At 69.7% G+C, this 26,441-nt stretch carries 23 protein-coding genes; 7 read left to right on the forward strand and 16 right to left on the reverse strand.

Going from position 1 to position 26,441, the window contains the following annotated elements; translation table 11 throughout:
* The first annotated feature begins 46 nt into the window (after nt 1-46).
* Together ACFOES_RS03245 and ACFOES_RS03250 are read left to right on the forward strand one after the other, a co-directional pair.
* Nucleotides 47-1,234 (forward strand): efflux RND transporter periplasmic adaptor subunit, encoded by a 1,188-nt coding sequence (locus ACFOES_RS03245; RefSeq protein ID WP_377831736.1) that lies wholly within the window; start codon nt 47-49, stop codon nt 1,232-1,234.
* Nucleotides 1,235-1,256: 22 nt separating this feature from the next.
* Nucleotides 1,257-4,361 carry an efflux RND transporter permease subunit gene (locus ACFOES_RS03250; RefSeq protein WP_377831738.1) on the forward strand — a complete coding sequence of 1,035 codons (3,105 nt, stop codon included), beginning with the start codon at nt 1,257-1,259 and terminating at the stop codon, nt 4,359-4,361.
* Between the two features lie 40 nt (nt 4,362-4,401).
* Here the strand turns inward: ACFOES_RS03250 and ACFOES_RS03255 are convergent, their stop codons facing one another.
* The 5 genes from ACFOES_RS03255 to ACFOES_RS03275 all read right to left on the reverse strand — a co-directional run bounded on the left by ACFOES_RS03255 (nt 4,402) and on the right by ACFOES_RS03275 (nt 9,138).
* A complete protein-coding gene (locus tag ACFOES_RS03255) occupies nt 4,402-5,325 on the reverse strand; it encodes a hypothetical protein (protein ID WP_377831739.1) in 924 nt (307 codons plus the stop codon).
* Between the two features lie 71 nt (nt 5,326-5,396).
* Nucleotides 5,397-6,650 (reverse strand): diaminopimelate decarboxylase, encoded by a 1,254-nt coding sequence (locus ACFOES_RS03260; RefSeq protein ID WP_377831740.1) that lies wholly within the window; start codon nt 6,648-6,650, stop codon nt 5,397-5,399.
* Nucleotides 6,643-6,930, reverse strand: a complete 288-nt coding sequence (locus tag ACFOES_RS03265) for a hypothetical protein (protein WP_377831741.1) — start codon at nt 6,928-6,930, stop codon at nt 6,643-6,645. The genes ACFOES_RS03260 and ACFOES_RS03265 overlap by 8 nt, the downstream gene beginning before the upstream one ends.
* A 121-nt stretch (nt 6,931-7,051) precedes the next feature.
* Entirely contained in the window at nt 7,052-8,470 is a 1,419-nt protein-coding gene (locus ACFOES_RS03270) for an aminotransferase (protein WP_377831742.1), read from the reverse strand.
* Nucleotides 8,471-8,991: 521 nt separating this feature from the next.
* Nucleotides 8,992-9,138, reverse strand: a complete 147-nt coding sequence (locus tag ACFOES_RS03275; protein WP_377831743.1) for a hypothetical protein — start codon at nt 9,136-9,138, stop codon at nt 8,992-8,994.
* Between the two features lie 510 nt (nt 9,139-9,648).
* Here ACFOES_RS03275 and ACFOES_RS03280 point away from each other — a divergent pair.
* From ACFOES_RS03280 to ACFOES_RS03290, 3 genes are read left to right on the forward strand one after another with little or no spacing between them, the layout of a single operon-like run.
* Nucleotides 9,649-10,683 (forward strand): TRAP transporter substrate-binding protein, encoded by a 1,035-nt coding sequence (locus ACFOES_RS03280; RefSeq protein WP_377831744.1) that lies wholly within the window; start codon nt 9,649-9,651, stop codon nt 10,681-10,683.
* On the forward strand, nt 10,680-11,261 hold the full coding sequence (locus tag ACFOES_RS03285; protein WP_377831745.1) for a TRAP transporter small permease: 582 nt from the start codon (nt 10,680-10,682) through the stop codon (nt 11,259-11,261). Before ACFOES_RS03280 ends, ACFOES_RS03285 begins: the two co-directional genes overlap by 4 nt.
* Nucleotides 11,262-11,264: 3 nt before the next feature.
* The gene (locus tag ACFOES_RS03290) at nt 11,265-12,599 is read left to right on the forward strand and encodes a TRAP transporter large permease (RefSeq protein WP_377831746.1); all 1,335 of its coding nucleotides are present in this window, start codon (nt 11,265-11,267) and stop codon (nt 12,597-12,599) included.
* Between the two features lie 45 nt (nt 12,600-12,644).
* Here ACFOES_RS03290 and ACFOES_RS03295 read toward each other — a convergent pair whose 3' ends face one another.
* The 9 genes from ACFOES_RS03295 to ACFOES_RS03335 form a co-directional block, all read right to left on the reverse strand.
* Nucleotides 12,645-13,382 (reverse strand): SDR family oxidoreductase, encoded by a 738-nt coding sequence (locus ACFOES_RS03295; RefSeq protein WP_377831747.1) that lies wholly within the window; start codon nt 13,380-13,382, stop codon nt 12,645-12,647.
* Nucleotides 13,379-14,701 (reverse strand): FAD-binding oxidoreductase, encoded by a 1,323-nt coding sequence (locus tag ACFOES_RS03300; protein WP_377831748.1) that lies wholly within the window; start codon nt 14,699-14,701, stop codon nt 13,379-13,381. Before ACFOES_RS03300 ends, ACFOES_RS03295 begins: the two co-directional genes overlap by 4 nt.
* Nucleotides 14,698-15,126, reverse strand: a complete 429-nt coding sequence (locus tag ACFOES_RS03305; RefSeq protein ID WP_377831749.1) for a GtrA family protein — start codon at nt 15,124-15,126, stop codon at nt 14,698-14,700. The genes ACFOES_RS03300 and ACFOES_RS03305 overlap by 4 nt, the downstream gene beginning before the upstream one ends.
* Nucleotides 15,123-16,562, reverse strand: a complete 1,440-nt coding sequence (locus ACFOES_RS03310; RefSeq protein ID WP_377831750.1) for a UbiA family prenyltransferase — start codon at nt 16,560-16,562, stop codon at nt 15,123-15,125. Before ACFOES_RS03310 ends, ACFOES_RS03305 begins: the two co-directional genes overlap by 4 nt.
* Nucleotides 16,563-16,681: 119 nt before the next feature.
* Nucleotides 16,682-18,082, reverse strand: coding sequence for a TRAP transporter large permease (locus ACFOES_RS03315; RefSeq protein ID WP_377831751.1), 1,401 nt, complete (start codon nt 18,080-18,082; stop codon nt 16,682-16,684).
* Between the two features lie 3 nt (nt 18,083-18,085).
* Complete coding sequence (locus ACFOES_RS03320; protein ID WP_377831752.1) at nt 18,086-18,718, reverse strand: TRAP transporter small permease subunit; 633 nt, start codon at nt 18,716-18,718, stop codon at nt 18,086-18,088.
* An 87-nt stretch (nt 18,719-18,805) separates the two neighbouring features.
* Nucleotides 18,806-19,822 carry a C4-dicarboxylate TRAP transporter substrate-binding protein gene (locus ACFOES_RS03325; RefSeq protein ID WP_377831753.1) on the reverse strand — a complete coding sequence of 339 codons (1,017 nt, stop codon included), beginning with the start codon at nt 19,820-19,822 and terminating at the stop codon, nt 18,806-18,808.
* Nucleotides 19,823-19,990: 168 nt separating this feature from the next.
* Nucleotides 19,991-21,334, reverse strand: a complete 1,344-nt coding sequence (locus ACFOES_RS03330) for a sigma-54-dependent transcriptional regulator (protein WP_377831754.1) — start codon at nt 21,332-21,334, stop codon at nt 19,991-19,993.
* A complete protein-coding gene (locus ACFOES_RS03335; protein WP_377831755.1) occupies nt 21,331-23,106 on the reverse strand; it encodes a sensor histidine kinase in 1,776 nt (591 codons plus the stop codon). The genes ACFOES_RS03330 and ACFOES_RS03335 overlap by 4 nt, the downstream gene beginning before the upstream one ends.
* Nucleotides 23,107-23,497: 391 nt before the next feature.
* On the opposite strand from ACFOES_RS03335, the gene ACFOES_RS03340 reads away from it, so the two are divergent.
* Nucleotides 23,498-23,938 (forward strand): YeeE/YedE family protein, encoded by a 441-nt coding sequence (locus ACFOES_RS03340; RefSeq protein WP_377831756.1) that lies wholly within the window; start codon nt 23,498-23,500, stop codon nt 23,936-23,938.
* Nucleotides 23,938-24,375, forward strand: a complete 438-nt coding sequence (locus ACFOES_RS03345; protein ID WP_377831757.1) for a DUF6691 family protein — start codon at nt 23,938-23,940, stop codon at nt 24,373-24,375. Before ACFOES_RS03340 ends, ACFOES_RS03345 begins: the two co-directional genes overlap by 1 nt.
* Nucleotides 24,376-24,377: 2 nt before the next feature.
* Here ACFOES_RS03345 and ACFOES_RS03350 read toward each other — a convergent pair whose 3' ends face one another.
* Together ACFOES_RS03350 and ACFOES_RS03355 are read right to left on the reverse strand one after the other, a co-directional pair.
* The gene (locus ACFOES_RS03350; protein WP_377831758.1) at nt 24,378-25,724 is read right to left on the reverse strand and encodes a HAMP domain-containing sensor histidine kinase; all 1,347 of its coding nucleotides are present in this window, start codon (nt 25,722-25,724) and stop codon (nt 24,378-24,380) included.
* Nucleotides 25,721-26,383 (reverse strand): response regulator transcription factor, encoded by a 663-nt coding sequence (locus ACFOES_RS03355; protein ID WP_377831759.1) that lies wholly within the window; start codon nt 26,381-26,383, stop codon nt 25,721-25,723. Before ACFOES_RS03355 ends, ACFOES_RS03350 begins: the two co-directional genes overlap by 4 nt.
* Nucleotides 26,384-26,441 lie beyond the last annotated feature (58 nt).

Genomic DNA, 26,441 nt, shown 5'->3' on the forward strand with positions numbered 1-26,441 from the left:
CCCGTGCCGCCCTCCGTCACCGCGGACTTGTCAGGAGTGCCCGACCATGCCGGCCCCAGCAATTTCCCTACGCAATCTCGTCCGTGCGGCCGCGCTGGCGCTGGGCGCAGCCAGCGCCGTTGCCGTCACGGGGGCGTCGGCGCAGCAGGCCGGGCGTCCGCCCGCCGCCGTCACCGTGGTGACGCTGAAACAGGCCTCGGTGACGCTGACCTCGGCGCTGCCCGGCCGGGTGGCGGCCTCGGCGGTGGCCGAGGTCCGGCCGCAGGTCAACGGCATCGTCACCGAGCGGTTGTTCAAGGAGGGCAGTCCGGTGCAGGAGGGCCAGCCACTCTACCGGATCGACGACGCGACTTATCAGGCGCAGGTGGCGGCGGCCGAGGCCAGCGTCGCCCAGGCCAGGGCGCAGCTGCGCCAGGCCCAGTCCGAGGCCGACCGGCAGAAGACCCTGATGGGACGCAGCGTGGTCAGCCAGCAGAACCTCGATGACGCGCTGGTCGCGCGCGACGTCGCCGCGGCGGCGGTGCAGGTGGCCGAGGCCAACCTGCGCAAGGCCAAGATCGACCTCGACCACACCACGATCCGGGCCCAGCTCTCGGGCACCATCGGCCTGAGCCAGACCACCAAGGGCGCGCTGGTGACCTCGGGCCAGGCGACGGCGCTGGCGGTGATCCGCACCCTCGATCCGGTCTATGTCGACGTCACCCAGTCCGCCGCCGACCTCGTGCGCTGGCGCCGCAACCTGGCCGCGGGCACCGCCGGGGCGGGCGACATGGCCACCGCGCCGGTGACGCTCAAGCTGGCCGATGGCACGGTCTATGCCGAGAAGGGTCACCTGTCGGCGGCCGAGCCCCATGTCGACGAACTGACCGGCGTCGTCGTGCTGCGGCTGGAATTTCCCAATCCCGACGGGCTGTTGCTGCCCGGAATGTATGTGCAGGTCGAGATGCCGCAGGGCCGGGCCGAGAATGTCGTGCTGGTGCCGCAGGAGGCCGTCAGTCGCGACCGGCGCGGCGAGCCGGTGGCGATGGTGGTCACTGCCGAAAACAAGGTCGAACAGCGCCAGCTGCACGTGCTGCGCGACAGCGGCGCGAACTGGGTGGTCGATGCGGGCGTCAAGCCCGGCGACCGGGTGATCGTCGCCGGGCTGCAGAAGATCGCGCCGGGCGCCACGGTGAAACCCGAGGAACGCAAGGCCGCCGACACCACCGGGGCCGCGGCCCCGTCCGGCAACTGATCGAGCCGCGGGGAGCACGCGCATGGCACGTTTCTTCATCGACCGGCCGGTCTTTGCCTGGGTGATCTCGATCCTGATCATGGGGATCGGGCTGTTGTCGATCTCGACCCTGCCGGTTGCGCAATATCCGCAGATCGCGCCGCCGGCGGTGCGCGTCACCGCCAGCTATCCCGGCGCCTCGGCCGAGACCGTCGCCAACACCGTCACCCAGGTCATCGAACAGCAGATGACCGGGCTCGACGGGCTGCGCTACATGAGCTCCAGCTCGACCTCGGCCGGGCGGGCGACCGTGACCCTGACCTTCGACACCGGCACCGACCCCGACATCGCCCAGGTCCAGGTCCAGAACAAGCTCGCCGGGGCGACGGCGCTGCTGCCCGAGGCGGTCCAGCGCCAGGGCGTGCGGGTCGAGAAGACCTCGTCCGGCTTCCTGATGGTCGTCGCGCTGATCTCGGACAATCCCGACCTGACCCAGGTCGACCTGTCGGATTACATGAAGACCCACATGTCCGACACGCTCAGCCGGGTGAAGGGCGTCGGCGGCGTCCAGGCCTTCGGCGCCCAATACGCGATGCGGATCTGGCTCGACCCGTCCAAGCTGGCGGCCTACCAGTTGACCCCCTCCGACGTGGTCGCCGCCGTCTCGGCCCAGAACGCCCAGATCTCGGCCGGGTCCTTCGGCAGCCTGCCGACTGTCAAGGGCCAGCAGCTCAACGCCACCATCACCGCGCAGTCGCTCTTGCGCACGCCGCAGGATTTCGAGCAGATCGTGCTGCGGGCCGAGACCGATGGCGGCCTGGTCCGGCTCAAGGACGTCGCCAAGGTCGAGATCGGGGCCGAGAACTACTCGACCATCGCCCGCTTCAACGGCAAGCCGGCGGCCGGCCTGGCGATCCAGCTCGCCTCGGGCGCCAACGCGCTCGACACCGCGACGCGGGTGCGGGCGCAGGTCGAGGAGATGGCGCAGTATTTCCCCGAGGGCGTGCATTACGTCGTGCCCTACGACACCACGCCCTTCGTCCGCATTTCGATCGAGGAGGTGGTGCGGACCTTGGTCGAGGCGATCGGCCTCGTCTTCCTCGTCATGCTGCTGTTCCTGCAGAACTTCCGCGCCACGCTGATCCCGACGCTGGCGGTGCCGGTGGTGCTGCTCGGCACGTTCGGCATCCTCGCCGTCGCCGGCTTCACCATCAACACGCTGACCATGCTGGCGATGGTGCTGGCGATCGGCCTGCTCGTCGATGACGCCATCGTGGTCGTGGAGAACGTCGAGCGGATCATGGAGGAGGAGGGCCTGCCGCCGCGCGAGGCGACGCGCAAGTCGATGGGGCAGATCACCGGCGCGCTGATCGGCGTGGCGCTGGTGCTTTCGGCGGTCTTCGTGCCGATGGCCTTCTTCGGCGGCTCGACCGGGGTGATCTACCAGCAGTTCTCGATCACCATCGTCTCGGCGATGCTGCTCTCGGTCGTCGTCGCGCTGACCCTGACGCCGGCGCTTTGTGCCACGCTCCTGCGCCGCAAGGACGCCCATCACAGCCGCCGCGGCGTCTTCGGCTGGTTCAACCGCGGCTTCGGCGGGCTGACCAGGGGCTATGGCGCCACCGTCGGCTATGTCATCAAGCGGCCGTTGCGGGTCGGGGTGATCTATCTCGCGCTCGGCCTCGGCATGGGCTGGATGTTCGTCCAGACCCCGACCGGCTTTCTGCCCGACGAGGATCAGGGCGTGCTGATGACGCTGATCCAGGCCCCGACCGGCGCCACCGCCGAGCGGACGCTGAAGGTGGTGCAGCAGGTCGAGGGCTATTTCAACAGCGCCGAGAAGGACAATGTCGAGTCGGTCTTCGGCGTCGTCGGCTTCAGCTTCGCCGGGCAGGGCCAGAACATGGGCCTGACCTTCGTCCGGCTCAAGGACTGGTCCGAGCGGACCCGGCCCGACCAGAACGTCAAGGCCATCGCCGGCCGGGCCTTCGGCGCGCTGAGCCGGATCAAGGACGCGATGGTGTTCCCGATCGTGCCGCCGGCGGTGATCTCTCTCGGCAACGTCTCGGGTTTCGACTTCTACCTCCAGGCCCAGGGCGGCCAGAGCCACGAGCAACTCCTGGCCGCGCGCAACCAACTTCTCGGCATGCTGGCGCAGGACCCGAAAATCGCCTCGGCCCGGCCTTCGGGGCTCGAGGACGCGGCCCAGTTCGACCTCAATATCGACTGGCGCCGGGCCGGGGCCTACGGCATCACCCCGAGCCAGGTGGCGAACACGCTGTCGATCGCCTGGGCCGGTTCCTACGTCAACGATTTCAACGACAACGGCCGGATCAAGCGGGTCTACGTCCAGGGCGAGCCCTCGGCCCGGGCGGTGCCGTCGGACCTGCAGAAATGGCGCGTCCGCAACGCCTCGGGCGGCCTCGTCCCGTTCTCGAACTTCACCACGGCGAGCTGGAAATACGGCCCCCAGGGGCTCGACCGCTACAACGGCGTCGCGGCGATGCATATCCAGGGCAGCCCGGCCTCGGGCGTTTCCTCGGGCGAGGCGATGGCCGAGGTCAAGCGGCTGGCGGCGCAACTGCCCGGCAGCTACCGCGTCGCCTGGACCGGCATCTCGCTGGAGGAACAGCAATCGGGCGGCAAGGCGCCGCTGCTCTACGGGCTGTCGTTGGCGGCGATCTTCCTCTGCCTCGCGGCACTTTACGAAAGCTGGGCGATCCCCTTCGCGGTGATGCTGGCGATGCCGATCGGCGTGCTGGGCGCGCTCCTGGGCGCCTGGCTGGGCGGCTTCGACAACGGCGTCTTCTTCCAGGTCGGGCTGCTGACCGTGATCGGCCTGACCGGCAAGAACGCGATCCTGATCGTCGAATTCGCCCGCGACCGGATGCAGGCGGGCGAGGGCGTGTTCGAGGCGGTGCGCGTGGCAGCAGTCCAGCGTTTCCGGCCGATCATCATGACCTCGATGGCGTTCTCGCTGGGCGTGCTGCCGCTGGTGCTGAGCACCGGTGCGGGTTCCGGCGGGCGCCGGGCGATCGGCGCCGGGGTGCTGGGCGGCACCATCGCCGCCACGGTGCTGGGGGTGATCTTCGTGCCGCTGTTCTTCGCCACAATCCGCCGGATCTTCGCCCGCCGCGCCGGCGGCTGATGGGCGGCGTTTCGCTGTTCTCCGGCGTCGGGTGGCCGGGTCAGCTCTCGACCGGCAGGCCGCGGATGACGCAGACCTCGTGGTAGAGCGGCGCCTCCGGCTCGGCGTCGATCCGCGCCTGGGCCTCGCAGGCCGAGAGCGGCTTCCTGCCCTCGGGATCGGCGAAGAACTCGCAGCTGAAATCCGCCTCGAACTCGGTGCCGCGCAGCGCCTTTTCCAGCGCGACGAAGAACGAGATGTCGGTGCCGGCATCCTGGCGCACGACCTGCGAATGCAGCTTCTCGGGCTCGTAGCCGTTGGCCTCGAAGAACGAGAACAGGATCGCGCTGCCGACCCGGCTGCCGAAGTTGAGCACCACCTCGGCTTCCGGCGCGCTGGCCCGCAGCCGGCGCAGCAGCGCCTCGTTCAGCCCCAGCCCGACCGAGTTGAACGGGTAGTCGTCGAACTCGGCCCAGGGGTAGTAATGGGCGATGTGATCGTCGCTGCGCTCGTCGGCGCCCTCGGCCAGGTCGGCACGCTGGGCCTCGCGGAAGGCGGCGAGGCGCAGGTCGGTCGGATCGCCGACCTGGGGCAGGCAACCGACCACGACATCGCTGCGCTTGATCTCGGCCAGCGCCTCGGGCGTGTCGATCAGGCTGACCGAGCCGTGGATGGGGTGGAAGCGGTCGGCCTCCTGCGGGGCGAGGCTGCGGACATTGCGCGCGGCCAGTTCGGCCAGGCGCGGGTCGAGGTCGCTGCCCGAGACGCTTTCGGCGCCGCAGATATGCAGCATGAAGGCGACGTTGGTGCCGGTGCCGATGCCGACCTCGTAGATCCGTCGGCCCCGCAGCCCGGCCCGTTCGAGGCCTTTCTGGAAGGTCTCGGTCCAGGGGTCTGTCGGGTCGAAGGCGAAGCTGGGGGTTTCCGGGGTCAGGGCGCTGTCGTCCTCGATGCGGTCCGGGCGGGGATCCAGGGGCGCGGTCATGTGTCTTCCTCTTTCTCGGCCGTCAGGCGGGCCTTTGGCGGTCGGGTTTGGTGCGGTCGGATGGGCGGCGGTCAGTCGACCAGCAGCACCTCCTGCACGGCGCCGCGCAGGCAATGGTCCGAGCGCATCGCGGCGGCATAGCCACCGGCGTTGATCAGGGCGATGACGTCACCGTCCTGCGGCGGCGGCAGCGGGTGATCCTCGGCCCACTTGTCCAGCGCCTCGTTGACGTTGCCGACCACGGTATAGCGCCGGGCCGGGCCGTCGCGCGGCACCGCCGGCACCGGCTCGCAGGGCAGGCCGTAGAAGGCCGGCTCCATCGCCAGGTTGAAACCGGCGTCGAGGCCGAGGAACGCGACCTCCTTGCGTCGCTCGGCATAGGTGACCGAGGTCAGCAGGATGCCGGCATCCTTGGCGATGAAATCGCCCGGCTCGACCGCGACGCTGAGACCGCTGTCGCCATAGGCCGCGGCGACGGTCGCCGCCCAGCGGTCGAGGTCGAGCGGCCGGTCGCTGGCGCGATGCGGCACGCCCAGCCCGCCGCCGATATTCACCTCGGTCAGGTCGGGCAGCCGGGCGATGAAGTCCCGGCTGGCCGCCAGCACCCGTTCGAGCTGGTCGAGCTCGCGGTCGAGATAGCCGCAACCGGCATGGAAATGGACCCGGGTGATCCGCAGCCCGTGCTCGCGCGCGATCTCGATCGCCTCGGGCAGGCGGTCGAGATAGATGCCGAACTTGGTCGCTTCGAGGCCGCTGTATTGCAGCATGTCGTTGCCGCCGTAGCCGATGCCCCGGTCGGGATTGATCCGCAGCCCGACATCGCGGCCCGGGCAGGCGCGGCCGAAGCGGCGTAGCGCGGCCAGCGAGTCGAAGTTGATCCGCAGGGTGTCGAAGCGGGACAGCACGTCGATATCGGCGGCGCTGAGCGAGGTGCCGGTGAACGAGATCTCGTCCTCGCGGAAGCCGCAGGCCAACGCGTGCATCAACTCGCCGGGCGAGCAGATATCGGCGCCGCAGAGGCCCTGCGCGGCGAGGTAGGACAGCAGTTGCGGGGTGCGGTTGGCCTTGATCGCGTAATAGACGCGGTGGTCGAGCCCGGCGCCGTCGAGCGCGGCATGCAGCCGGCGCAGGTTGTCGGCGACGCGGGGGGCGCGGATCACGTAGGCCGGTGTGCCGACCTTGCGCGCCAGGCTGTCGAGGTCGCAGCTGCCCAGATGCAGTCGGCCGTGGCGGTGGCACAGGTCGTCGCGTTGCCACCAGGGGGGCGTAGTGTCGGGGTCTTCCGTCTCGGGCGCGGCCCGGGCGATATCGGCGCTGTCAGGCATGGGGCCGCCGGGACGTCGGTCGCTCGGTCGTTCCGGTCATCGCGGCGGCCAGGCCCGGCACGACATCGGGCGCGACGCCCCCGGCGACATGCAGCAGCCGGACCGCGCCGCAATCGTCGCCCAGGCAATCCGCGACCAGGCTGCCGTCGCAGCAGCTGTGGTCGATGACGACGTCGAGCGGCAGGCTGTCGGCGCGGCCGGTCATCGCCTGCTTGATGCGCAGTACCGTCAGCGGGGCGGACAGCCCGCGGCAATCCATGAAGGTCAGGGTCTGGCTCATGTTCTCTCCTCTGTTTCGCAGCCGTGTTCGGCCCTCCCCCAGGGGGGCTCTGTGGTCCGGTCTTGCGCCGGTTTGCCTTGCGCAGGCCCTGACGCATCGCGACGGGCCCGGAAGGGGCGGGCTAGCCGATGGTGCCGGCCCGAAGATCCTGCGTCGCGCGGTCGAGCGCCGCGCCGAGGATCGCGACGATGCGGTCGATGTCTTCGCGGGTGATGACCAGCGGCGGGGACAGGATGCACAGGTTCTCGTAGGGCCGGACCAGCAGCCCGGCCTCCTGGCAATACTGGTCGACCCGCTGCGCCAGCGCCATGTTGCGCGCGGTCGGCCCGGCCTCTTCGCCGGTCCAGCATTCGACGCAGGCCATCAGGTGATCGCCGCGCACGGTGTAGACGATGGACTTGTCGGTCAGCGCCCGCAGCCGGTCGATGAAATAGGGCCCGACCTCGCGGACATGGCCGCAGATGTCCTCGCGCTGCATGATCTCGATATTGGCGATCGCGGTGGCGCAGGCGACGGGGTGGCCCGAATAGGTGAAGCCGTTCGAGAAGACCGGCTTGTCCTTCGGCGCCGCCGCGCTGATCGCGTCGGAGATGCGGTCCGAGATCAGCACCGCGCCCAGCGGCTGGTAGCCCGAGGTCAGGCCCTTGGCGGTGATGATCATGTCGGGGGCGAGGCCGAAGCGGACCTCCGAGGCGAAGAAGTGCCCCAGCCGGCCGAAGCCGGTGACGACCTCGTCCGAGATATAGAGGATGTCGTGCTTGCGGCAGAGGTCGAGCGTCGCCTTCTGGTAGCCCTCGGGCGGCGTCAGCACCCCGCCCGAGGCGAGGATCGGCTCGGCGATGAAGCAGGCGATGTTCTCGGCCCCGATGCGGGCGATCTCGGCCTCCATCTCGTCCAGCAACTGCCGCAGACGTTCCTCGGCGCTGATTTCCGAGATGTCAGGATCGTAGCCGGGGCTCGACAGGTGATGGACGAAATCGGCCTCGTAGTGGAAATGGGTCCGGTCGGCGGCCTTGCCCGACAGCGACTGCGTCAGGTAGGTGCCGCCGTGATAGGCATTGATCCGCGACAGGACGTGGAACTTCTCGGGCCGGCCCTGCGCGGCGAAGAAGTAATGCGCGGTGCGGATCGCGGATTCGACGGCCGTCGAGCCGCCGGTGGTGAAATGCACCCGGTTGATGTCGCCCGGCGCCAGTTCTGCGAGCATCTCGGCCAGCCGCGTCGCCGGCTCGCTGGTGATGTCGCCGAAGGGGGTGTAATAGGCCATCTGCCGGGCCTGTTCGGCCATCGCCTCGGCCAGTTCCTCGCGACCGTAGCCCAGCGTCATGCACCACATGCCGCCGATCGCGTCGAGATAGCTTCGCCCGTCAGCATCCTTGACCCGGACGCCGCCAGCTTCGCTGATGACCAGCGATCCGGCCTGGCCTAGGGCGCTGAGATCGGCCCAGGGATGCAGCACGTGCCGGGCATCCGCTGCGATCAGGGATTGATGGTCCCGCCGATTGGAATGATCGACGACGGTTTCGGCAAGATTGACCAACGGGTCGCACCCTCCTTGTTCTTTCGCAGCCTGCGGCGGGCATGGTCCCGCGACGCCCCGGCCTTCGGCGCGAAGCGTAGCCCTGCCCGGGGCCCGGAGACCGAAGCAGGTGAAGCTGTCTTGTTTGATCCGCCGGCCCGGGCACCCTCATGGCGCGCGCGCTGGCCTGGCCCGACGGGCCGAGGCGGAGTGATTGATGCGCCCGGCAGGGGCCGGCGCTGCTGCCAACCTAATAAAGACCGTGAGCGGAATTCAAGAAAGGTCCGCGGGGAAACTATTACGGAAACTTCAAATTCGCCCGGCCGGGCGGGTGAGGAATGCCCGTTAGGTGAGCGGACTGCGCAAGATATAGGCCCGTCGCAGCGAATCGCCCCGTGAAAGCTCCCGTTTCCGGGGCGAGGGGCCGGGTATCGCGCTGCCAGCGCGGGCAAGCGAACAGGTATGGTGGGCGGCGCGTCCTGCCCGGGCCTGCACGAAGCGGACGCAGACCCGTGTTCGGATTTGCCGCGGCGCGCCGGGGGTCAGCCGGGCTCGCTGCCGGGCTGCGGCCCGCCGGCGGCCCCTTCGCGGGTGGCCTTGCGGACGTTGTAGAAGGCGTATCCCACCCCGCCGAAAAGCAGCACATGCGCAACGATGAGCCCCAAGCCGATCACGAAGCCTGCCGTCATTTTCCTGGTCCTTCTTCCAACTCATAGCCGGCCCGGCGTCATCGCCGGGGGCAGGTCTCTCCCTAAGCAGACCGGGGCAGGGGCGGGAAAGGGTGGCGGGCCGTGAAAATTCGTCGCAAGGCGGGCGCGGACGGTTTCGCCCGGCTCCCGCGATTGTGCGTTGCCCTGTCACCGCAAGCGCCCAGAATGGCTGCATAAGCGGGGTGGCGGCGGCGATTTCGCCCGTTTCGGGGCCCTGGGCTGGCCGCGAGAAAGGCGGGCCTGGGACCTGCCGCGTCGCGGCAAAGTGAAGGGGGCGTGATCGGATGGCGCGGCGGCGAAATAGTTTGCTGTCAAACTAATATCGTCCTATCGTTCGCCCGGGAGGGCCGCCGACCGGCGGCACCGGCAGGCACCGGACCACGGAGAAGGACGGATCGGCACGATGGGACGGCCGGGTACGGGAGAGGCCGGGTCAGGGCCCACGGTCGCGCGACGGGGCCGCCCAAGGACAACGGAGGAGGAACCAAGATGAAGAGAAGAGACTTTCTGATCGTGGCCGGGGGCACGCTCGCCGCCCCGGCCCTGGTCCGCAGCGCCTATGCGTCGAGCCCCGAGGTGACGCTCAAGCTGCACCATTTCCTGGGGCCGAAATCGCCGGCCCAGGTCAAGATGCTCGAACCCTGGGCCAAGGCGGTCGAGGACGAGACCGGCGGCCGGGTCAAGATCGACATCTATCCCTCGATGAGCCTCGGCGGGCGGCCGCCGCAGCTGTTCCGCCAGGTTGCCGACGGCGTCGTCGACATCGTCTGGACGGTGAACGGCTACACGCCCGGCCTGTTCCCGCATTCCGAGGTCTTCGAGCTGCCGACGATCTTCACCAACAACATCGTCGCCACCAACCTGGCGATGCGCGACATGTTCAACGACTACCTGGCGCCGGAATATGAGGCGGTCCACGTGCTGTTCAACCACGTCCATGCCGGCCAGGCGCTGCACATGGCCAAGGACCCGGTGCATTCGATCGCCGACACCAAGGGCAAGAAGCTGCGCGTGCCGGGCCCGACCGGCAACGACGTCGTCCGCGCCATGGGCGCGACGCCGGTGACGATGCCGGTGCCGGCGCTGCCGCAGGCGCTGTCGACCAATGTCGTCGACGGGGCGCTGATCCCGTGGGAGATCATCCCGGCGCTGCAGCTGCAGGACGTCACCACGTACCAGATCGAGGGCCCGGACAAGAACCGCTTCGGCACCACCACCTTCCAGGTCTCGATGAACAAGGCGCGCTGGAACAGCCTCGATGCCGAGATCCAGGCCGCCTTCAACAAGCATTCGGGCGAGGACTGGCTGCGCGAGGTGGGCAAGATCTGGCGCGAGGACGACGATCACGGCATCAAGGTCGCCATCGACGCGGGCAACAAGTACATCGTGCTGACCGACGCCGAGATGAAGACCTTCAACGACGCGCTGGGCCCGGTGGTCGACAAGTGGATCGCCGCCCATCCCAAGATCGACGGCAAGGCGCTGGTCGAGACCGCGCGCAAGACGATCGCGAAATACGCGTGAGCAGGGACCGTCAGACCGCGCCGGGGCAGGACCCCGGCGCCGCTCCGGGGGCGCGACGGCTCGTCCTCGGCGCGGCGACATTCATTCGCTGGTGGGCGCTGGGCGGTGGCCTGGTGGTCTGCGGGCTGGCGGTGATGACCGCCTACAGCGCCTCGTCGCAGGTGCTGTTCAACGCCCCCTTCGCCGCCGATTACGAACTTTCCAAGCACCTGATGGCGATCGCCATCTTCATGTTCCTGCCCTATTGCCAGCTGACCGGCGCCAACGTCACCGTCGACATCTTCACCGAACGGCTGAGCGAGGCGCGGAAGGCGCTGATGAGCGTGCTCTCGGCGCTGCTGGCGCTGGGCTTCGCGCTGCTGCTGCTGCGGCAGATGTCCTACGGTTTCGTCAGCTACATGCAATATCCCGAGGTGACGCCGGTGCTGCAACTGCCGCTCTGGACCGCCTTCCCGCCGATCCTTCTTTCCCTCGCCCTGCTGATCGTGGCGTCGCTCATCACCCTGAACGACTGCATCCGCGTGGCCCGCCACAAGCGGCCGATCTTCGAGGCCGGGGGGCTTCAAGTCAGCGAGTAATCCATGATCGACACCTTTTCCTTCGGGCTCATCGGCCTTGGCGTGATGATCCTGCTGATCGTGGTGCGGGTGCCGGTCGCCTATACCATGATCCTGGTCGGCATGGCCGGCACGATCTTCACCTCGGGCCCGGCGATCCTGCTCAACCAATTGAAGGACCTCGCCTATTCGCAGTTCTCGATCTACGACCTGACGGTGCTGCCGATGTTCATCCTGATGGGCGGGCTGGCGGCGCGGTCGGGGCTGTCGACCGACCTGTTCCGCGCCGGCAACGCGCTGCTGGGGCGGTTCCGCGGCGGCGTGGCGATGGCCGCCGTCGCCGCTTGCGCCGGCTTCGGCGCGCTGTCGGGCTCGTCCACCGCCACCGCCTCGACCATGGCCCGCGTCGCCCTGCCGGAGTTGCGGCGCTACAAGTTCTCGCCGGCACTCGCCACCGGCACGATCGCGGCGGGCGGGACGCTGGGCATCCTGATCCCGCCCTCGGTGGTGCTGATCGTCTATGCCGTCATCGTCGAGGCCAACATCGTCACCATGTTCGCCGCCGCGCTGATCCCCGGCATCCTGGCGACGGTGCTGTTCATGCTCGCCATCGCCGTCTATGTCCGCCTCGTGCCCGGCTCGGGGCCCGAGGGCCAGGCGGTCTCGCGCCACGAACTGGTCGCCAGCATGGTCGCGGTGCTGCCGGTGGTGGTGATCTTCGGCATCGTCATCGGCGGCATCTACGCCGGCATCTACAACCCGACCCCGGCGGCCGGGATCGGCGTCTTCCTCGTCGCCCTCTACGGTTTCGTCACCCGGCGCATGGGCTGGGGCGATTTCCTCGACTCGCTGCTCGAGACGGCGCGGACCAGCGGCATGATCTTCCTGATCCTGCTCGGCGCCGAACTGCTGAAGATCTTCATGGCCCGGGCCGGGGTGCCGCAGGCGGCGGCGGATTACCTGCAACACAGCGGGCTGCCACCCTATGTCATCCTGGCGATGATCATCGTCGTGTTCCTGATCTTCGGCTGCCTGATGGACAGCCTGTCGATGGTCATCCTGGCGATCCCGTTCTTCTGGCCGGTAGTGATGGGGCTCGATTTCGGGCTCGGGCCGAACGAGCTCAAGGTCTGGTTCGGGATCATCATCCTGGTGGTGGTGGAACTGGGGCTGATCACGCCGCCGGTGGGGCTGAACGTCTTCATCATCAACGCGCTGGCGCCGGACGTGCCGATGCGCAAGACCTTCGCCGGGGTGATGCCGTTCTTCGCGGTCGAGATCCTGCGGGTGACGCTGCTGGTGGCGTTCCCGATCCTGACCCTCGGCCTGCCGCGGCTGCTGCTGGGCGGCAAGTTCTAGGGCGGGGCGACCTGCGGCCGGACTGCCGCTAGGGGGCGTTTCGGGTCAGAGCTTCATCCGCTTGAACAGCGGTTCGGGGATGTTGCGGATCACCGCCATGATCAGCGCCCAGACCGGCCGGACATGGATCACCGAGCGGCCGCGCCGCACCGCGCCGGCGATGGCGTCGGCCACCTCCTCGGGCTGGGCGGTCAGGCGCGCGGGCAGGTCCATGTCCTCGGTCATCCGCGTGGCGACGAAGCCGGGCAGCACGGTGACGACATGGACGCCCCTGGCCGCCAGCCGGTTGCGCAGCCCCGACAGGAAGGCGGTGAAACCGGCCTTGGCCGAGCCGTAGACGTAATTCGTCGCCCGGCCGCGTTCGCCGGCGACCGAGCTGACGCCGACCAGCGTGCCGCTGCCGCGGGCCTCGAACCGGTTGGCGAGCAGGGCCAGCAGGCTGGCCGGCCCCTCGTAATTGCTGCGCATCACCGTCGCCGCCTTCTGCGGGTCCTGCTCCGACACCGCCTGGTCGCCCATCAGCCCGATCACCGAGATCGCGATGCCGGGCAGTTCCGGCAGGCCGTCGATGAAGGCGGCATGGCTGGCGAGGTCGAGCGCGTCGAGCTCGTGCAGGCTGACATGGACGCGGTGGCGCAGTTCGAGATCGGCCTTGTCGGCGGCGAGGTCCTCGGCATGGCGGGCGGCAAGCTGGATGTCGTGGCCCTCGGCGGCAAAGCGTTGGGCGATGGCGCGGCCGATATCCGAGCGGCCGCCGAGGATCAGGACCGGTTTCTTGCTCACAGCTTCAGCCTTTCCGATTGGGCCGAGCGGAAGGTCTCGGCGCGGGGGTCACGGGCGCGCAGGGCGCGGAAGGCCGCGGCCCGGGGATCGCTGGCGGTCAGGGTCTCGGCGCGCATCCGGCCGTCCTTGGCCAGGTAGAAGCGGCCGCCATGGCCGAGGGTCAGGCGGTCGAGCAGCTCCATCAGCTGCAGGCTGGCGCGGCTGGCCGGGAAGTCGAGCGCCAGCGTGTAGCCCGGCATCGGGAAGGAGAGGGCGCCGCGCTCCGGTCCCATCCGCTTGAGCACCGCCAGAAACGAGGGTTGACCATGCGCGGCGATGGCCTGCAGCAGCGCGGTCAGCCCGGCCTGCGCGCTGTCCAGCGGCAGCACGCACTGGAACTGGACGAAGCCGCGGCGGCCGTAGATCCGGTTCCAGCCGAGGATCGAGTCGAGCGGGTAGAAATAGCTGTCCCAGTCGATCAGGCTGTCGCCGGCATGGCGGCGGCCGTTCCAGTCGTAGAGGGCGTTGAAGGCGCGCACCGTCAGCCGGTTGAGCAGGCCGGGCGGTGCGTCGAACGGCACCCGCAGCCGGCGCCGGTGCGGCACCTCCAGCGGGGTGTCGCGGCGGCGCGCGTCGAGCGCGTCCCGCGTCGCGTGTTCGCCGACCATCACCAGCGAGCGGCCCAGCGCCGCCCCGCCGGCCAGCGCGTCGATCCAGGCGACGGAATAGGTGGCGTCGCGGGCCTCTTCGAACAGGGCGCAGGCGGCGGCAAGGTCGGGCGCCGGGCGCAGGCTCTGGCGGATCCAGCCGCTCTCGACCCGGCGCAGGCGGAACGCGGCGCGCAGCACGATGCCGGTCAGGCCCATGCCGCCGAGGGTCCAGTCGAACAGCTCGGCATTCTCGTCGCGCGAGCAGCGGCGGACGGTGCCGTCGGCCCCGACCAGGTCGATCCAGTCGACGAAATTGCCGAAGCTGCCGTCGCGGTGGTGGTTCTTGCCATGGACATCGGCCGCGATCATCCCGCCCAGGGTGACGAATTTCGTCCCCGGGGTGACGGCCGGGAACCAGCCGCGCGGCAGCATCGCCGCGATGATGTCGGCCAGCAGCACCCCGGCCTCGGCCACCAGCTGGCCGGAGGCGTCGTCGAAGGCGATCAGGCGGTTGAAATGGCGCATCTCGATGGTGTTGTCGGGGCTGATGGCGCTGTCGCCATAGGCGCGACCGTTGCCGCGCGCGATGGCGTTGCCGCGCCGGACCTGCGCGATCAGCCCGGCCTCGTCGCGCGGCGCCGAGACCTGCGCCTCGACCACCGGATAGCGTCCCCAGCCGCTCAGCTTCATGGCGCCGCCCTTCCGTCCAGGCGGGCATCGGTGAAGACGAAGCGGCGGTCGAGATTGTATTTCACCACATAGCCCACCGTCAGCCCCAGCACCGCGCCCAGTTCGCGCGCCTGATCGGTGCCCCAGGTCAGCCAGAAGGCCGTCTCGCTGCCCCAGAAGATCGCGGTGGTGACCACGCCCATCACCGTGTAGAGGGTGAACTTGCGGCCATGGGCCTTCAGCCCGGTGGCGCTGTCGTAGAAGATCCAGCGCTTGTCGAGCGCGTATTTCAGCAGCAGCCCGACCCCGGTGCCCGCCGCCACCGCCAGCGCGTAGAGCGTGCCCGTCTCGCCCGCCATCAGTACCAGCCGCTGGGTGGCGAGGTTGGCCAGCGTCGCCAGCGCGGCGAAGAAGGCGTAGCGCAGGACCAGTCCGCGCAGGCTCATAGCATTGCCCCCGCGAGGATCAGCGCCAGCACCGCCGCGCCGCAGACCAGGCTGACCCGGTCGCGCAGGGCATAGAGCATCGGGTCGTCGGCCATGCCGCCGCGATGGGTGACCATCTCCATCCGGGTGATCCAGTAGAGCAGCACCAGGCAGATGCCCCAGAGCGCGGCCGGGGCGCGATAGAGCGCGGCGACCTCGGGCGAGTTGACATAGAGCGCCATCACCAGCACCGAGACATAGCCGGCGCCGAGCGCCATCACCGGCAGGATCGGCAGGTCCTTGACCAGGTAGCCGCGGCCGACATCGTCGAGCTTGCCGTGGCGGGCGCTGTCGACCAGCTCGGCCTGGCGCTTGAGCACGGCGAGGGCGAAGAAGAAGAACAGCGAGAAGGCGATCAGCCAGACCGACAGCGCCAGCCCCGTCGCGGCGGCGCCGGCGGCGATGCGCAGGGTGTAGAGGCAGGCGAGGGCGCAGACATCGAGGATGACCTGCCGCTTGAGCGCCAGCGAGTAGAGCAGGGTGAGCAGGTAATAGGCCAGCATCACGGCGAGGAATTGTCCCCCCAGCGCCAGCGCGACGCAGAGGCCGGCCGCGAGCAGCAGCGGCGCCATCACCGTGCCATGGGCCAGCGGCACCGCGCCCGAGGCGAAGGGGCGCGTCCGCTTGCGCGGATGGGCGCGGTCGGCGGCGAGGTCGAGCAGGTCGTTGAGGACATAGACGCTCGAGGCGACCAGCGCGAAGGCGACGAAGGCGGTGAGGCTGAGGGCGAGCACGCCCGGGTCGAGCCGGTGGGCGGTGATCGCCGGCACGAAGATGAGGATGTTCTTGAGCCACTGATGCGGCCGCGCGGCGGTCAGGTAGGGGCGCCAGTCCTGCCCCCGGGTGGTCAGGTGCTCGGCTTCGGGCGCCGCCGCCGCGGCCTGTTCCCGCAGCCCGGGCGCGGCATTGACGGTGATCGCCCTGGCCGCGCCCTGCCAGGCCGGCAGGTCGGCGGCGGCATCGCCGAGATAGGCATAGTTGCCGGCGCCATATGCCCGGCTCAGCAGCGCCGCCTTGGCCGCGCCCTTGAGGTTGGTCGTCCCGTCCGAGCCGTGGACCTCGTCGAAGATGCCGAGATGGTCGGCGATACGGCGGGCAATGGTCTCGTCGGTCGCCGTCACCAGCGCGGTGCGGCCGCCGCGGTCGCGCCAGGCGCGGATATAGGCGATCACCTCGGGGTCGTAGGGCAGGGTGGCGACGTCCAGCGCCTCGGGTCGGGCGAAGGCGCGCTTGAGCGCGGCGCGGCCGTGGCGCCCCGCCGCCAGCGCCGCCGGGACCTTGAGGGCGTTATGGCTGAGCAGGCCCCAGACACTCTCATGCAGCGCATTCGAACGCAGCAGGGTCCCGTCGAGGTCGACGGCCAGAATCTCGGCCTGGTCCACGGAGCCGTCCGCCATGTCCGTTCTGCATCCTTGCGCGCGGGTTGCGAGGTCCGGGCAATCTCACATACCCGCCGCGCAAGTTCCAGCGCCCCGGGACGGCCCGGGGCGCGCAATGCGCAAGGCTGGCCGCCGGGTCACACCTGGCTGGGCAGCCAGAGCACGATCTGCGGCAGCGCGACCAGCGTGGCGATGGTGATGGCGTCGGCGATGAAGAACGGCGCCACGCCCTTGAACACGTCCTGCACGCTGAGGTCGTCGCGCACCCCGGCGACGACGAAGCAGTTCAGCCCGATCGGTGGCGTGATCAGGCAGAACTCGGCCATCTTCACCACTAGGATGCCGAACCAGATCGCGCACATCGGCCCCGACATGCCGAAGGCACTGTCGGCGGCCGAGACGAACTCGCCCCCGTTGAGCGCCATCACCGCCGGGTAGACCACAGGCAGGGTCAGCAGCAGCATCCCGATCGCGTCCATGAACATGCCCAGCACGGCATAGGCCAGCAGGATCATCACCAGCGTCATCAGCGGCGGCTGGTGCAGCGAGGTGATCCATTCGGCGAAGGCGCCGGGCAGGTCGGCGAAGCCGAGGAAGCGGACATAGATCAGCACGCCCCAGATGATGGTGAAGATCATCACCGCCAGCTTTGCGGTCTCGAGCAGCGCATCCTTGAGCTGGGTCCAGCGCATCCCCTTCCATAGCGCCATGCAGAAGACGACGAAGGCCCCCAGCGCGCCGCCTTCGGTCGGCGTGCCCCAGGCGTCGCCGCCGAACGGGTTGTAGATGAAGAAGATGATGATGACGATGACGAAGGCGATCGGCAGCGCGCCCGGCAGCGCGGCGAAGCGCTGGCGCCAGGAGAAGCCGCCGACCGGCGGGCCGAATTTCGGGATCGTCAGCGCCAGCCCGACGATCAGGGCCGCGTAGATCAGCGCCGAGACCATGCCGGGGATGAAGCCCGCCAGCAGCAGCTTGCCGACATCCTGCTCGACGATGATGGCGTAGATCACCAGGATCGCCGAGGGCGGGATCATCGAGGCCAGCGTGCCGCCCGCCGCCACCACCCCGGCGGCGAATTTCTTGTTGTAGCCGACGGAGATCATCTCGGGGATGGCGATGCGGGCGAAGACCGCGGCGGTGGCGACCGAGGCGCCCGAGACCGCGGCGAAGCCGGCGGTGGCGAAGATGGTCGAGACGGCGAGGCCGCCGGGCAGCCAGCCGACCCAGCGCTTGGCGGCCTCGAACAGCGCCTTGGTCAACCCGGCGTAATAGGCCAGGTAGCCGATCAGGATGAAGGTCGGGATCAGGCTGAGCGCCTGGCTGGCGATCTTGGAATGCGGCACCTGGCCGGCGGTCTTGACCGCGACGGTCAACGCCCAGAAGAACTCGTCGCCGGCGTAGCCCTTCTTGGACCAGAAGATCCAGATCAGCCCGATCATGCCCGACAGCGCCGCGGCGAAGGCGACGCGCATGCCGACCAGCACCATGACGAACATGATGATGGTGACGATGATACCGATGTCGATGGCGGCCATGTGTCAGTCCTCCCCGTCCGAGACGGTCTCGGCCTCGGCGGCGGCCTGTTCGGCAGCCGATTGCACCAGCGGCACCGCCACCGGTTCGACCAGCCCGAGCACGAAGGCGCGGCCGTAGCCCCAGAGCTGCAGCACCAGCCGGACGCAGAGCACCGAGAAGGCGACCGGCGCCAGCAGCTTGGCGGGCCACAGCGGCAGGGCGATGTCCATCGAGCTGTCGCGGCTCCACAGCGGGGCGTTCCAGTCGAAGCTGCGCTGGAAATGGGCCCAGCTGCCCCAGACCAGCAGGATCATCAGCACCAGGATCAGGAAGGTGCCGACGAATTCGGCCGCCCACAGCCAGCGCCCCGACAGGGTGCCGATCACCATGTCCATGCGGATATGGCCGCCCAGCCGCTGGGTATAGGCGATGCCCATGAAGGCGATCAGCGGCATCGCCTGCTCGATCCAGTCGATATAGCCGGGCACCGGCTGGTTGAAGAAGTTGCGCCCGCCGACCGAGATCACCGCCAGCACCATGAGGAAGAAGACGGCGATCCCGCTGATCAAGGCGAGCAGGGTTTCCAGTTTGAACAGGGTTCGTTCGAGACGGCTGAGAAGACTGTCGTCTTCCAGAACGGCGGCGTGGCCGGCCATGGTCGGGCCCTCGTGTCTAGCAGGCGGATATCGGGAATGGCCGCACCCGCCTCGCGGATGCGGCCCGGGTCAGGTCGCGGGGCCGGCTTAGTTGGGCGCGGTCTTGGCGATCTCGGCCTCGACGAAGTCATAGAGCTTCTGGGCCGGCAGGCCGCGGGCGCTCATTTCCTTGATCCAGGCGGCGGCCACCGGGCCGGCAGCCTCCTTCTTGAACGCGGCGATGGCCTCGGGCGAGTAGGTGATCCGCTCGATGCCGTGGGCGTCCAGCGCCGGGCCCCACTTCTTCATCGTGTTGTTGTTGTAGTAGTCGATGTAGTAGTCGAGCGCCTCGTCGACCGAGCCCAGCAGCGCCTCGCGCTCGGTGTCGGTCAGGGCGTTGAGCGCGTCGGTGTTCACCACCACCGGGCAGTTGACGGTGCCGGGGTTGAGGTTGGTCGTCCACCACTTGCCGGTCTCGATCGTGCCGAAGGCCATGTGGGCGTGGGGCGCGAAGGCCACCGCCTTGACGACGCCGCTGTCGAGCGCCTGGCGCACCTCGGTCGCCGACATCGAGGTCGGAACGGCACCGATCTTCTCCATCGCCTGGCCGATACCGCCGGTGGCGCGCACCGCCATGCCCTTGAAGTCCGCCAGCTTGGTCGGGGCCGGGCCGACGCCGACGAAGTTGTATTGCGGCAGCGGCGAGGGCATCAGCAGGGTGGCGTTCCAGCGGGCGAGGTCCTTGACCACCGCCGGCTGCTTGTAGAGCGCCTGGCTGACCTCGCGCTCCTGCTCGAGCGTGCTGACGCCGAGGAACGGCAGTTCGAGCACGGTGATGGTCGGGTTCTTGTCGCGGTGGTAGCCGGCGCAGAACTGCGCCATCTCGAAGGCGCCGATCGAGATGCCGTCGAGGTTCTCGGTGTTCTTCGACAGGCCGCCATAGGAAATGTTGAGGGTGAATTCGCCGTTGGTCTTCTTCGAGACCAGCTCGGCGAGCTTTTCGATATGCTCGGTGAAGGCGCGGCGCTTGCCCCAGACCGAGACGTTCCATTCGGTGGCCATCGCGCTGGTGGCGACAACGGCGGCGAGGCCGGCGAGTGCCGACCGGACAACAAGTTTACGCATATTTCTCCTCCCAGGCTCCGTTTGGACCGGATGGCGGAAGTCTGCCCTCCCTTCCGGCGCTTGCCTAGGAAGAAAATCGCGCGGATGTGATCGGGTGCCTTGCGGATTTCCGCAGGGGCCGGCAAGGGCCGGCCTCATCTTCCGCTGTCGCGCTCGAGACGCGTCGCCCTACAGCAACGAGTCCTTGTCGAGCCCCAGCTTGACGATCTTCTCGTTCAGCGTCCGCCGGCCGATCCCCAGCGCCTCGGCGACGGCGTCCATCCGGCCCTGATGGGCGCGGATCGCCTTGCCGATCAGCTCCTTCTCGAAGGCGGCGACGGCCTCGCGCAGGGTGTCCGGCACCTCCTCGGGCGGCGGATCGGCGCGTAGCGCCTCGGCCACCGAGCCGCCGCCGCGCCGCGCCGCCAGCACCCGCCGCTCGGCGACGTTGCGCAGCTCGCGCACATTGCCGGGCCAGTCATGGGCCAGGAGCGCGGTGACGTCGTTCTGGGTCAGGTCGGGCGCCATGATTTCATAGACTTGCGCGTGGTTGTGCAGGAAATGAGTGAACAGCAGCACGATGTCGTCGCGGCGCTGGCGCAGGGGCGGCAGGGTCAAGACCATGGTGTTGAGCCGGAACAGAAGATCGGCGCGCAAGTGCCCGTCGGAAATCGCCTTTTCCGGGTCCTCGTTGGTGGCCGAGACGATCCGGGCGCGCAGCGCGACCGGGGTGCTGCCGCCCAGCGGCGTCACCTCCTGCTCCTCGATCACCCGCAGCAGCTTGGCCTGCACCGGCAGCGGGCAGGCGCAGATCTCGTCGAGGAACAGCGTCCCGCCATCGGCGGCGGCCAGCTTGCCCGGATACTCGCCGGCGACGCCGAACATCTCGCTCTCGAACCGGTCGGCGGGCAGGGTGGCGCAGTTGAGCGCGACGAAGGGCCCGTCGGGGCGCGGGCCGAGATCGTGCAGCGCCCGGGCGACGAGGTCCTTGCCGGTGCCGGTCTCGCCCTGCAGCAGCACCGGGGTTTCGGTGCCGGCAAGGTCGAGCACGTCGGCTCGCAGCCGCGCCGTCTCGCCGGTCCGGCCCAGCAGCAGCCGGTCGAGCCCGGAAAGCCGCGCCAGCCGCTCCTTGAGCCGCTCGGCCCCCTTGCGCATCCGGTGCTGGTCGGCGGCATGGCGCAGGATCGACAGCAGCCGGCGCGGCTCGCAGGGTTTCTCGACGAAGCTGTAGGCGCCGTTCCGGATCGCCTCGACCGCCATCGGGATGTCGCCATGGGCGGAGATCAGGACCAGTGGCGGGGCGAGGCCGGACGGCAGTTCGCTCAGCAGTTCCAGCCCCGACATGCCGGGCATGCGGACATCGGACAGGATCACGTCGGGCTGGAGATCGGCCAGCCGCTCGGTCACCTGCGCCGCCCGTCCCAGCGCCTCGGCGCGCCAGCCCGCCGCCTCGCACAGGTCGACGAGGGAGGCGCGCATCGAGCGGTCGTCATCGACGATCAGGATGCTGGGCGGCAGGTCGGCAGTTGTCATGCGGCGGTCTCCTCGGCGGTATCCTCTGCGACGGCAAGGGGAATGGCGATGCGGAAGACGGCGCCGCCGCCGGGGCGGTTGGCAGCCTGCATGCTTCCGTGGTGTTCGCGCACGATGGCGGCCGAGATCGACAGGCCCAGCCCCATGCCGCGGCCCGACTCGCGGCTGGTGACGAAGGGCTCCTGCAGATCGGCCAGCGAGGTGTCGCCCAGCCCGTGGCCGCGATCGGCGACCGCGAACCAGCCCGTCCCGGCTCCGGTCCCGGCTCCCGTCCCGGATCCGGCGCCGGCTTCGGTGCCAATCGTCACTCCCAGCCTCCGCTCGGCGCTGTCCTCCATCGCGTCGACGGCATTGCGCAGCAGGTTGGTCATCACCTGTTCCAGCCGCAGCTGGTTGCCGCGCACGATCACCGGGGCCTCGGGGAATTCGGTCTCCAGCGCCACCCCGGCGGCCTCGATATTCGGCGCGACCAGCGCCAGCGCCGCCCGCATCGCGGCGCGCAGGTCGACCTCGCCGATCTCGGCGCCCTCGGTGCGGGCGAAGAACTTGAGCTGGCGGGTGATCCCCTCCATCCGCGCCACCAGGCCCGATATCCGGCCGATCAGCTCGGGCCCGGCCTTGCCGCTCATCTCGGCCGCGGCGAGGTGGTTCGACATCGCCGCGATCGGCTGGCCGAGCTCATGCGTGACCGAGGCCGCCAGTTCCCCCAGCGCCGCCAGCCGCCCGGTGCGGGCGAGTTCGTCCTGGGTACGCTGCAGCCGGCGCTCGGCGGCGCGGCGTTCCTCGATCTCGACCGCGAGCTGGGCATTGGCGCGGCGCAGCCCGGCCTCCTCGGCCTCCGAGCGGCGCAGGGCGGCGCCGATCCGGGCGGTGCGCCGCAGCTGGGTGACCAGCACAAACGCCCCGGCCAGGATCACCGCCGCCCCGGTCACCAGCCAGCTGCGGGTATAGGCCGGCTCCTCGCTGGCGAAGTAATGCAGCACCCAGTGATGGGGCAGGTCGCTGGCGGTGACGTGGATCATCTCGGCCCCGCCGATCCGGGCCGCGTGGTCGGCGGCGGGGCGCCAGTCCAGCGCCGGCAGGGTCTGGCCGGCGAATTGCCGCGCCGCGACGATGCGACGGCGCTGGTCGGCGTCCAGCGGCCCAAGCGTGCGGTAGCGCCAGGCCTTCTCGGAGGCCAGCAGCACGACGCCGTCGCTATTCGCCAGCAGCACCGACTCTCCCGCCGCCCGCCATGCCTGTTCCAGCCCGGACAGTCCCAGCTTGATGGCGATGACGCCGATGATGCGGCCGCCGCTGTCGCGGACCGCGTCGGCGATGAAGTAACCCGGCTGGCCGGTGGTCGAGCCGATGCCGTAGAACCGCCCCTGGCGGCCCGCCACCGCGTCGCGGAAATAGGGCCGGAAGGAGTAGTTGTGGCCGATGAAGCTGGAGGCGGTGCCGGCGTTCGAGGCCGAGATGGTCTCGCCGTCCGGCCGCATGACGTAGATCGCGTCGAGCCCGGCCTTGTCGGAAAAGGCGGCGAGGCGGCGGTTGAGCGTGGCGGCCGAGGCGCCACCGGCCGTGGCAATGACGTAAGGGTCGCGGGCGAGCACGTAGGTCAGGTGCGAGAAGCGCTGCAGCTCGGCCACCACGGTGCTGCGGTAGAGCGACAGCCGGCCCTCGGCCCGGGCCAGCTCCTCGGAGCGGAAATAGCCATGCGACAACATGAAGAGCCCGACCGCCCCGGCGATGGGGAGCAGCAGGTATATCAGCAGGTTTCGCAGGCGCATCCCAAATCGATTGGCCGAATTGGCGCCGATTGCAAGCTTTTCGGTGGCGCGGGGGCTGCGGCATATCCGGTGCGTCGCCGCAACGACCGCAGGGCAGAGCCGCCGGCCCGCGCCCGGTTCGGACCGGGCGGACGTTCCGCATCCGCGATCGCGGGCCGGCGGGCGAAGAACAATGTTCCGAATTCGCCGTGGGGCGACAACCGGGTCCGTGCCGGCGCGGCCGGGACGGACCATGTTCCCGGCCTGGCCCGCGCAGGGCGAATGTCCGACCTATTTATATTCAGTTACTTCAATATGTTAGCTCATTGCTCTAGATTGGTTTCAACGACGTTCTTAGCTCATTGCTCTAGATTGGTTTCAACGACGTTCCAAGCCACGGGAGGCGCAGGCCATGGCTCTTTCGCAGATTCCGCAGGACTGGCTGTTCGGCCTTGCCGGCGGCCTGATGATCGGCGCCGCGGCCGCGCTGCTGCTGCTGTTCAACGCCCGCATCCTTGGCGCCAGCGGCATCCTCGGTGGCCTTGTCGACGGCGCCGGCCAGCGCGGTTCGGGCGACAAGGCGACCTTCCTCGCCGGGCTGATCGGGGCGCCGGCGCTGGCGGTGGCGCTGTTCGGCGCGCCCGCCACCCATGTCTCGACCGACCTGCCGCTGCTGGTCGGGGCCGGGCTGCTGGTCGGCTTCGGCACGCGGCTGGCCAATGGCTGCACCTCGGGCCACGGCGTCTGCGGCATGTCGCGCTTCTCGCCGCGCTCGATCGCGGCGACGCTGGTCTATCTCGCGGTCGGCATGATCACCTTCTTCGTCGCCCGCCACATGCTGGGAGCCATCTGATGCGCCTGTTCATCTCGACCGTTTCGGGGGCCCTGTTCGGCCTCGGCCTGCTGCTTTCGGGCATGACCGATACCGCCAAGGTGCAGGGCTGGCTCGACATCGCCGGCAACTGGGACCCGACGCTGGCCTTCGTGCTGGGCGGGGCGGTGCTGCCGATGGTGCTGGCCTGGCGCCTCGCGGCGCGGCGCCGCCGGGCGGTGCTTGGCGAGGCGATCCCGCCGATGCCGGCGCAACGCATCGACGGCCGGCTGCTGGGCGGCTCGGCCCTGTTCGGCGCCGGCTGGGCGCTGGCCGGCTTCTGCCCCGGCCCGGCGCTGGCCGCGCTGGCCTGGAGCGGGCTGGGCGGCAGCGTCTTCGTGATCGCCATGATCGGCGGCATGGTGCTGTTCCGGGCGGCGGAGCGGCGCGTCGAGCGGCGGGCGGCGGCAGCCGCCTGAGCTCAGCCGGTCGCCGCCGGCTCGCCGTCGAGCGGCAGCCGGACCAAGGCCTCGAACCCGTCGCCGCGACCGGCGGCGGGCGAGCGCAGATCCAGCGATCCCTGCACCCCTTCGGCGATGGCGCGGGCGATCGACAGGCCGAGGCCGCTGCCATCGGCGGCCGAGGTGCCGCGGGCGAAGCGGGCGGTGAGCCGGGCGAGGGTTTCCGGCGGCACCACCGGGCCGGCATTGACCACCTTCAGGAAGCCTTGGGCCTGCAAGGTCACCTCGACCGGCGCCGCCGCATCGCCGTGGCGCAGGGCGTTCTCGATCAGGTTGCGGGCGAGGATGGCGAAGGCGTCGGCGTCGATCGGGGCCGGCAGCGGCGTCTCCGGCAGCGTGAGGGCGATGCGGCCGGGGGCGTCGCGCCCGGCCTCCTCGACCACCAGCCGCAGGATCGGGCGCAGGTCCTGCGCCTCGGCGCTGCGCAGCCGCCCGCCCTCGGCCTTGGCCAGCTGCATCAGCTTCTCCGACAGCCGGGTCAGCCGCTTCAGCGTCGCCTCGATCTCTGCCGCCCGCCGGCCCGCCGGGCTGTCGCCGGCCTCGGCGATCAGCCTTTGCGCCTGGGCCAGCGCCGCCGCCACCGGGGTGCGCAATTCGTGCGCGGCATTGGCGGTGAAGCTGCGCTCGGCCTCCAGCGCCCGCCGCAGCCGGTCGAGCAACTGGTTGACCGCTGCGGCGACGGGGGCGATCTCGTCGGGCAGGCCTTCGGCCGGGACCGGGGTCAGGTCGCCGGCGCCGCGGGTGGCGATGGAGGCGCCGAAACGGGTAACCGGGCGCAGGGTGGCGCGCACCAGCGCCCAGATGCCCAGCAGGCTGAGCGGGACCAGGATCAGCAGCGGGATCGCCAGTTGCATCCGGATCTGCCGCGCCGCCGCCGCCCGGTAGGAAAGCGGCTCGGCCACCGTGACCGTCACCGCCCCGCGCAGGGCGGAATCGGAATAGAGCCGGTGGGTCGCGGTCTGGCTGAAGCCGGCGGCGCCATAGGGCGGGAAATCGGCCGGGTCGGCATTGTGCGACCGGATCAGGATGCGGCCCTGCCGGTCGCGCACCAGATAGGTCAGCAGCTCGTCATGCGGGCGCAGCTGCGCCATGTGCTGGCTGATCCCTTCCTCCTCGCGTCCGACGATGTCGAGCACGGCCAGCGGCAGGATGCGCTGCGCCGTCTCGGTCAGGGCGCTGTCGAGCACCGAGGCCATGCGGCGGTTGACGATCTCGGCGGTGATGGTGGCGGTGACGACCCAGAGCAGCGTCAGCCCCAGCCCGGCGAACAGCGCCAGCCGGCCGTGGAGCGACCTCGGCAGCCTCACGCCGCGCCTCCGAGCCGGTAGCCCAGCCCGCGCACCGTCTCGATCACCGCGCGGCCCAGCTTCTTGCGCAGCCGGCTGACATGGACCTCGATCGTGTTGCTCTCGATCTCGGTGTCGAAGGAATAGAGCCGCTCCTCGAGCTGGGCCTTCGACAGCAATTGCCCGGGACGCTGGACGAAGGCCTCGAACAGCACCCATTCGCGGGCGGTCAGCGGCACCGGCTTGCCGCCGCGCCGGACCGAACGGGCGGCGAGGTCGATCTCGAGCTCGCCGAGCGTGACCAGTGGGTTGGGGTTGCCGGCATAGCGCCGGGCGACGGCGTTGAGCCGGGCGGTGAGTTCCGACAGGTCGAAGGGCTTGACCATGTAGTCGTCGGCGCCGGCGTTCAGCCCCGCGATCCGGTCGCTGATCTGGTCCATCGCGGTCAGGATGATCACCGGGGTGACATCGCCGTGGCCCCGCAGCGCCTGCAGGAAGGGCAGGCCGCGACCGTCGGGCAGCATCAGGTCGAGCAGGACCAGGTCATAGGCAGCGGTGCGCAGGTAGTCGCCGGCCTCGTCGAGCCGGGTCGCCCAGTCGGCCGAATGGCCGTCGGCGACGACCTGGTCGCGCACCGCCGCCCCCAGCACCGTGTCATCCTCGATCAGCAGCACCCGCATGGTCGTCCTTTCCTTGCCCAGCCGCCGTTTCCCAGCCGCCGTTTCCCAGCCGCCGTTT

Source organism: Acidimangrovimonas pyrenivorans, assembly GCF_042643245.1.
GTDB lineage: Bacteria > Pseudomonadota > Alphaproteobacteria > Rhodobacterales > Rhodobacteraceae > Acidimangrovimonas > Acidimangrovimonas pyrenivorans.

Bases quoted from the DNA above. Each gene is read 5' to 3' on its own strand.
- ACFOES_RS03245 (WP_377831736.1), top strand. From the start codon at position 47: ATGCCGGCCCCAGCAATTTCCCTACGCAATCTCGTCCGTGCGGCCGCG.
- ACFOES_RS03250 (WP_377831738.1), top strand. From the start codon at position 1,257: ATGGCACGTTTCTTCATCGACCGGCCGGTCTTTGCCTGGGTGATCTCG.
- ACFOES_RS03255 (WP_377831739.1), bottom strand. From the start codon at position 5,325: ATGACCGCGCCCCTGGATCCCCGCCCGGACCGCATCGAGGACGACAGC.
- ACFOES_RS03260 (WP_377831740.1), bottom strand. From the start codon at position 6,650: ATGCCTGACAGCGCCGATATCGCCCGGGCCGCGCCCGAGACGGAAGAC.
- ACFOES_RS03265 (WP_377831741.1), bottom strand. From the start codon at position 6,930: ATGAGCCAGACCCTGACCTTCATGGATTGCCGCGGGCTGTCCGCCCCG.
- ACFOES_RS03275 (WP_377831743.1), bottom strand. From the start codon at position 9,138: ATGACGGCAGGCTTCGTGATCGGCTTGGGGCTCATCGTTGCGCATGTG.
- ACFOES_RS03280 (WP_377831744.1), top strand. From the start codon at position 9,649: ATGAAGAGAAGAGACTTTCTGATCGTGGCCGGGGGCACGCTCGCCGCC.
- ACFOES_RS03290 (WP_377831746.1), top strand. From the start codon at position 11,265: ATGATCGACACCTTTTCCTTCGGGCTCATCGGCCTTGGCGTGATGATC.
- ACFOES_RS03300 (WP_377831748.1), bottom strand. From the start codon at position 14,701: ATGAAGCTGAGCGGCTGGGGACGCTATCCGGTGGTCGAGGCGCAGGTC.
- ACFOES_RS03305 (WP_377831749.1), bottom strand. From the start codon at position 15,126: ATGAGCCTGCGCGGACTGGTCCTGCGCTACGCCTTCTTCGCCGCGCTG.
- ACFOES_RS03310 (WP_377831750.1), bottom strand. From the start codon at position 16,562: ATGGCGGACGGCTCCGTGGACCAGGCCGAGATTCTGGCCGTCGACCTC.
- ACFOES_RS03315 (WP_377831751.1), bottom strand. From the start codon at position 18,082: ATGGCCGCCATCGACATCGGTATCATCGTCACCATCATCATGTTCGTC.
- ACFOES_RS03320 (WP_377831752.1), bottom strand. From the start codon at position 18,718: ATGGCCGGCCACGCCGCCGTTCTGGAAGACGACAGTCTTCTCAGCCGT.
- ACFOES_RS03325 (WP_377831753.1), bottom strand. From the start codon at position 19,822: ATGCGTAAACTTGTTGTCCGGTCGGCACTCGCCGGCCTCGCCGCCGTT.
- ACFOES_RS03330 (WP_377831754.1), bottom strand. From the start codon at position 21,334: ATGACAACTGCCGACCTGCCGCCCAGCATCCTGATCGTCGATGACGAC.
- ACFOES_RS03335 (WP_377831755.1), bottom strand. From the start codon at position 23,106: ATGCGCCTGCGAAACCTGCTGATATACCTGCTGCTCCCCATCGCCGGG.
- ACFOES_RS03340 (WP_377831756.1), top strand. From the start codon at position 23,498: ATGGCTCTTTCGCAGATTCCGCAGGACTGGCTGTTCGGCCTTGCCGGC.
- ACFOES_RS03345 (WP_377831757.1), top strand. From the start codon at position 23,938: ATGCGCCTGTTCATCTCGACCGTTTCGGGGGCCCTGTTCGGCCTCGGC.
- ACFOES_RS03355 (WP_377831759.1), bottom strand. From the start codon at position 26,383: ATGCGGGTGCTGCTGATCGAGGATGACACGGTGCTGGGGGCGGCGGTG.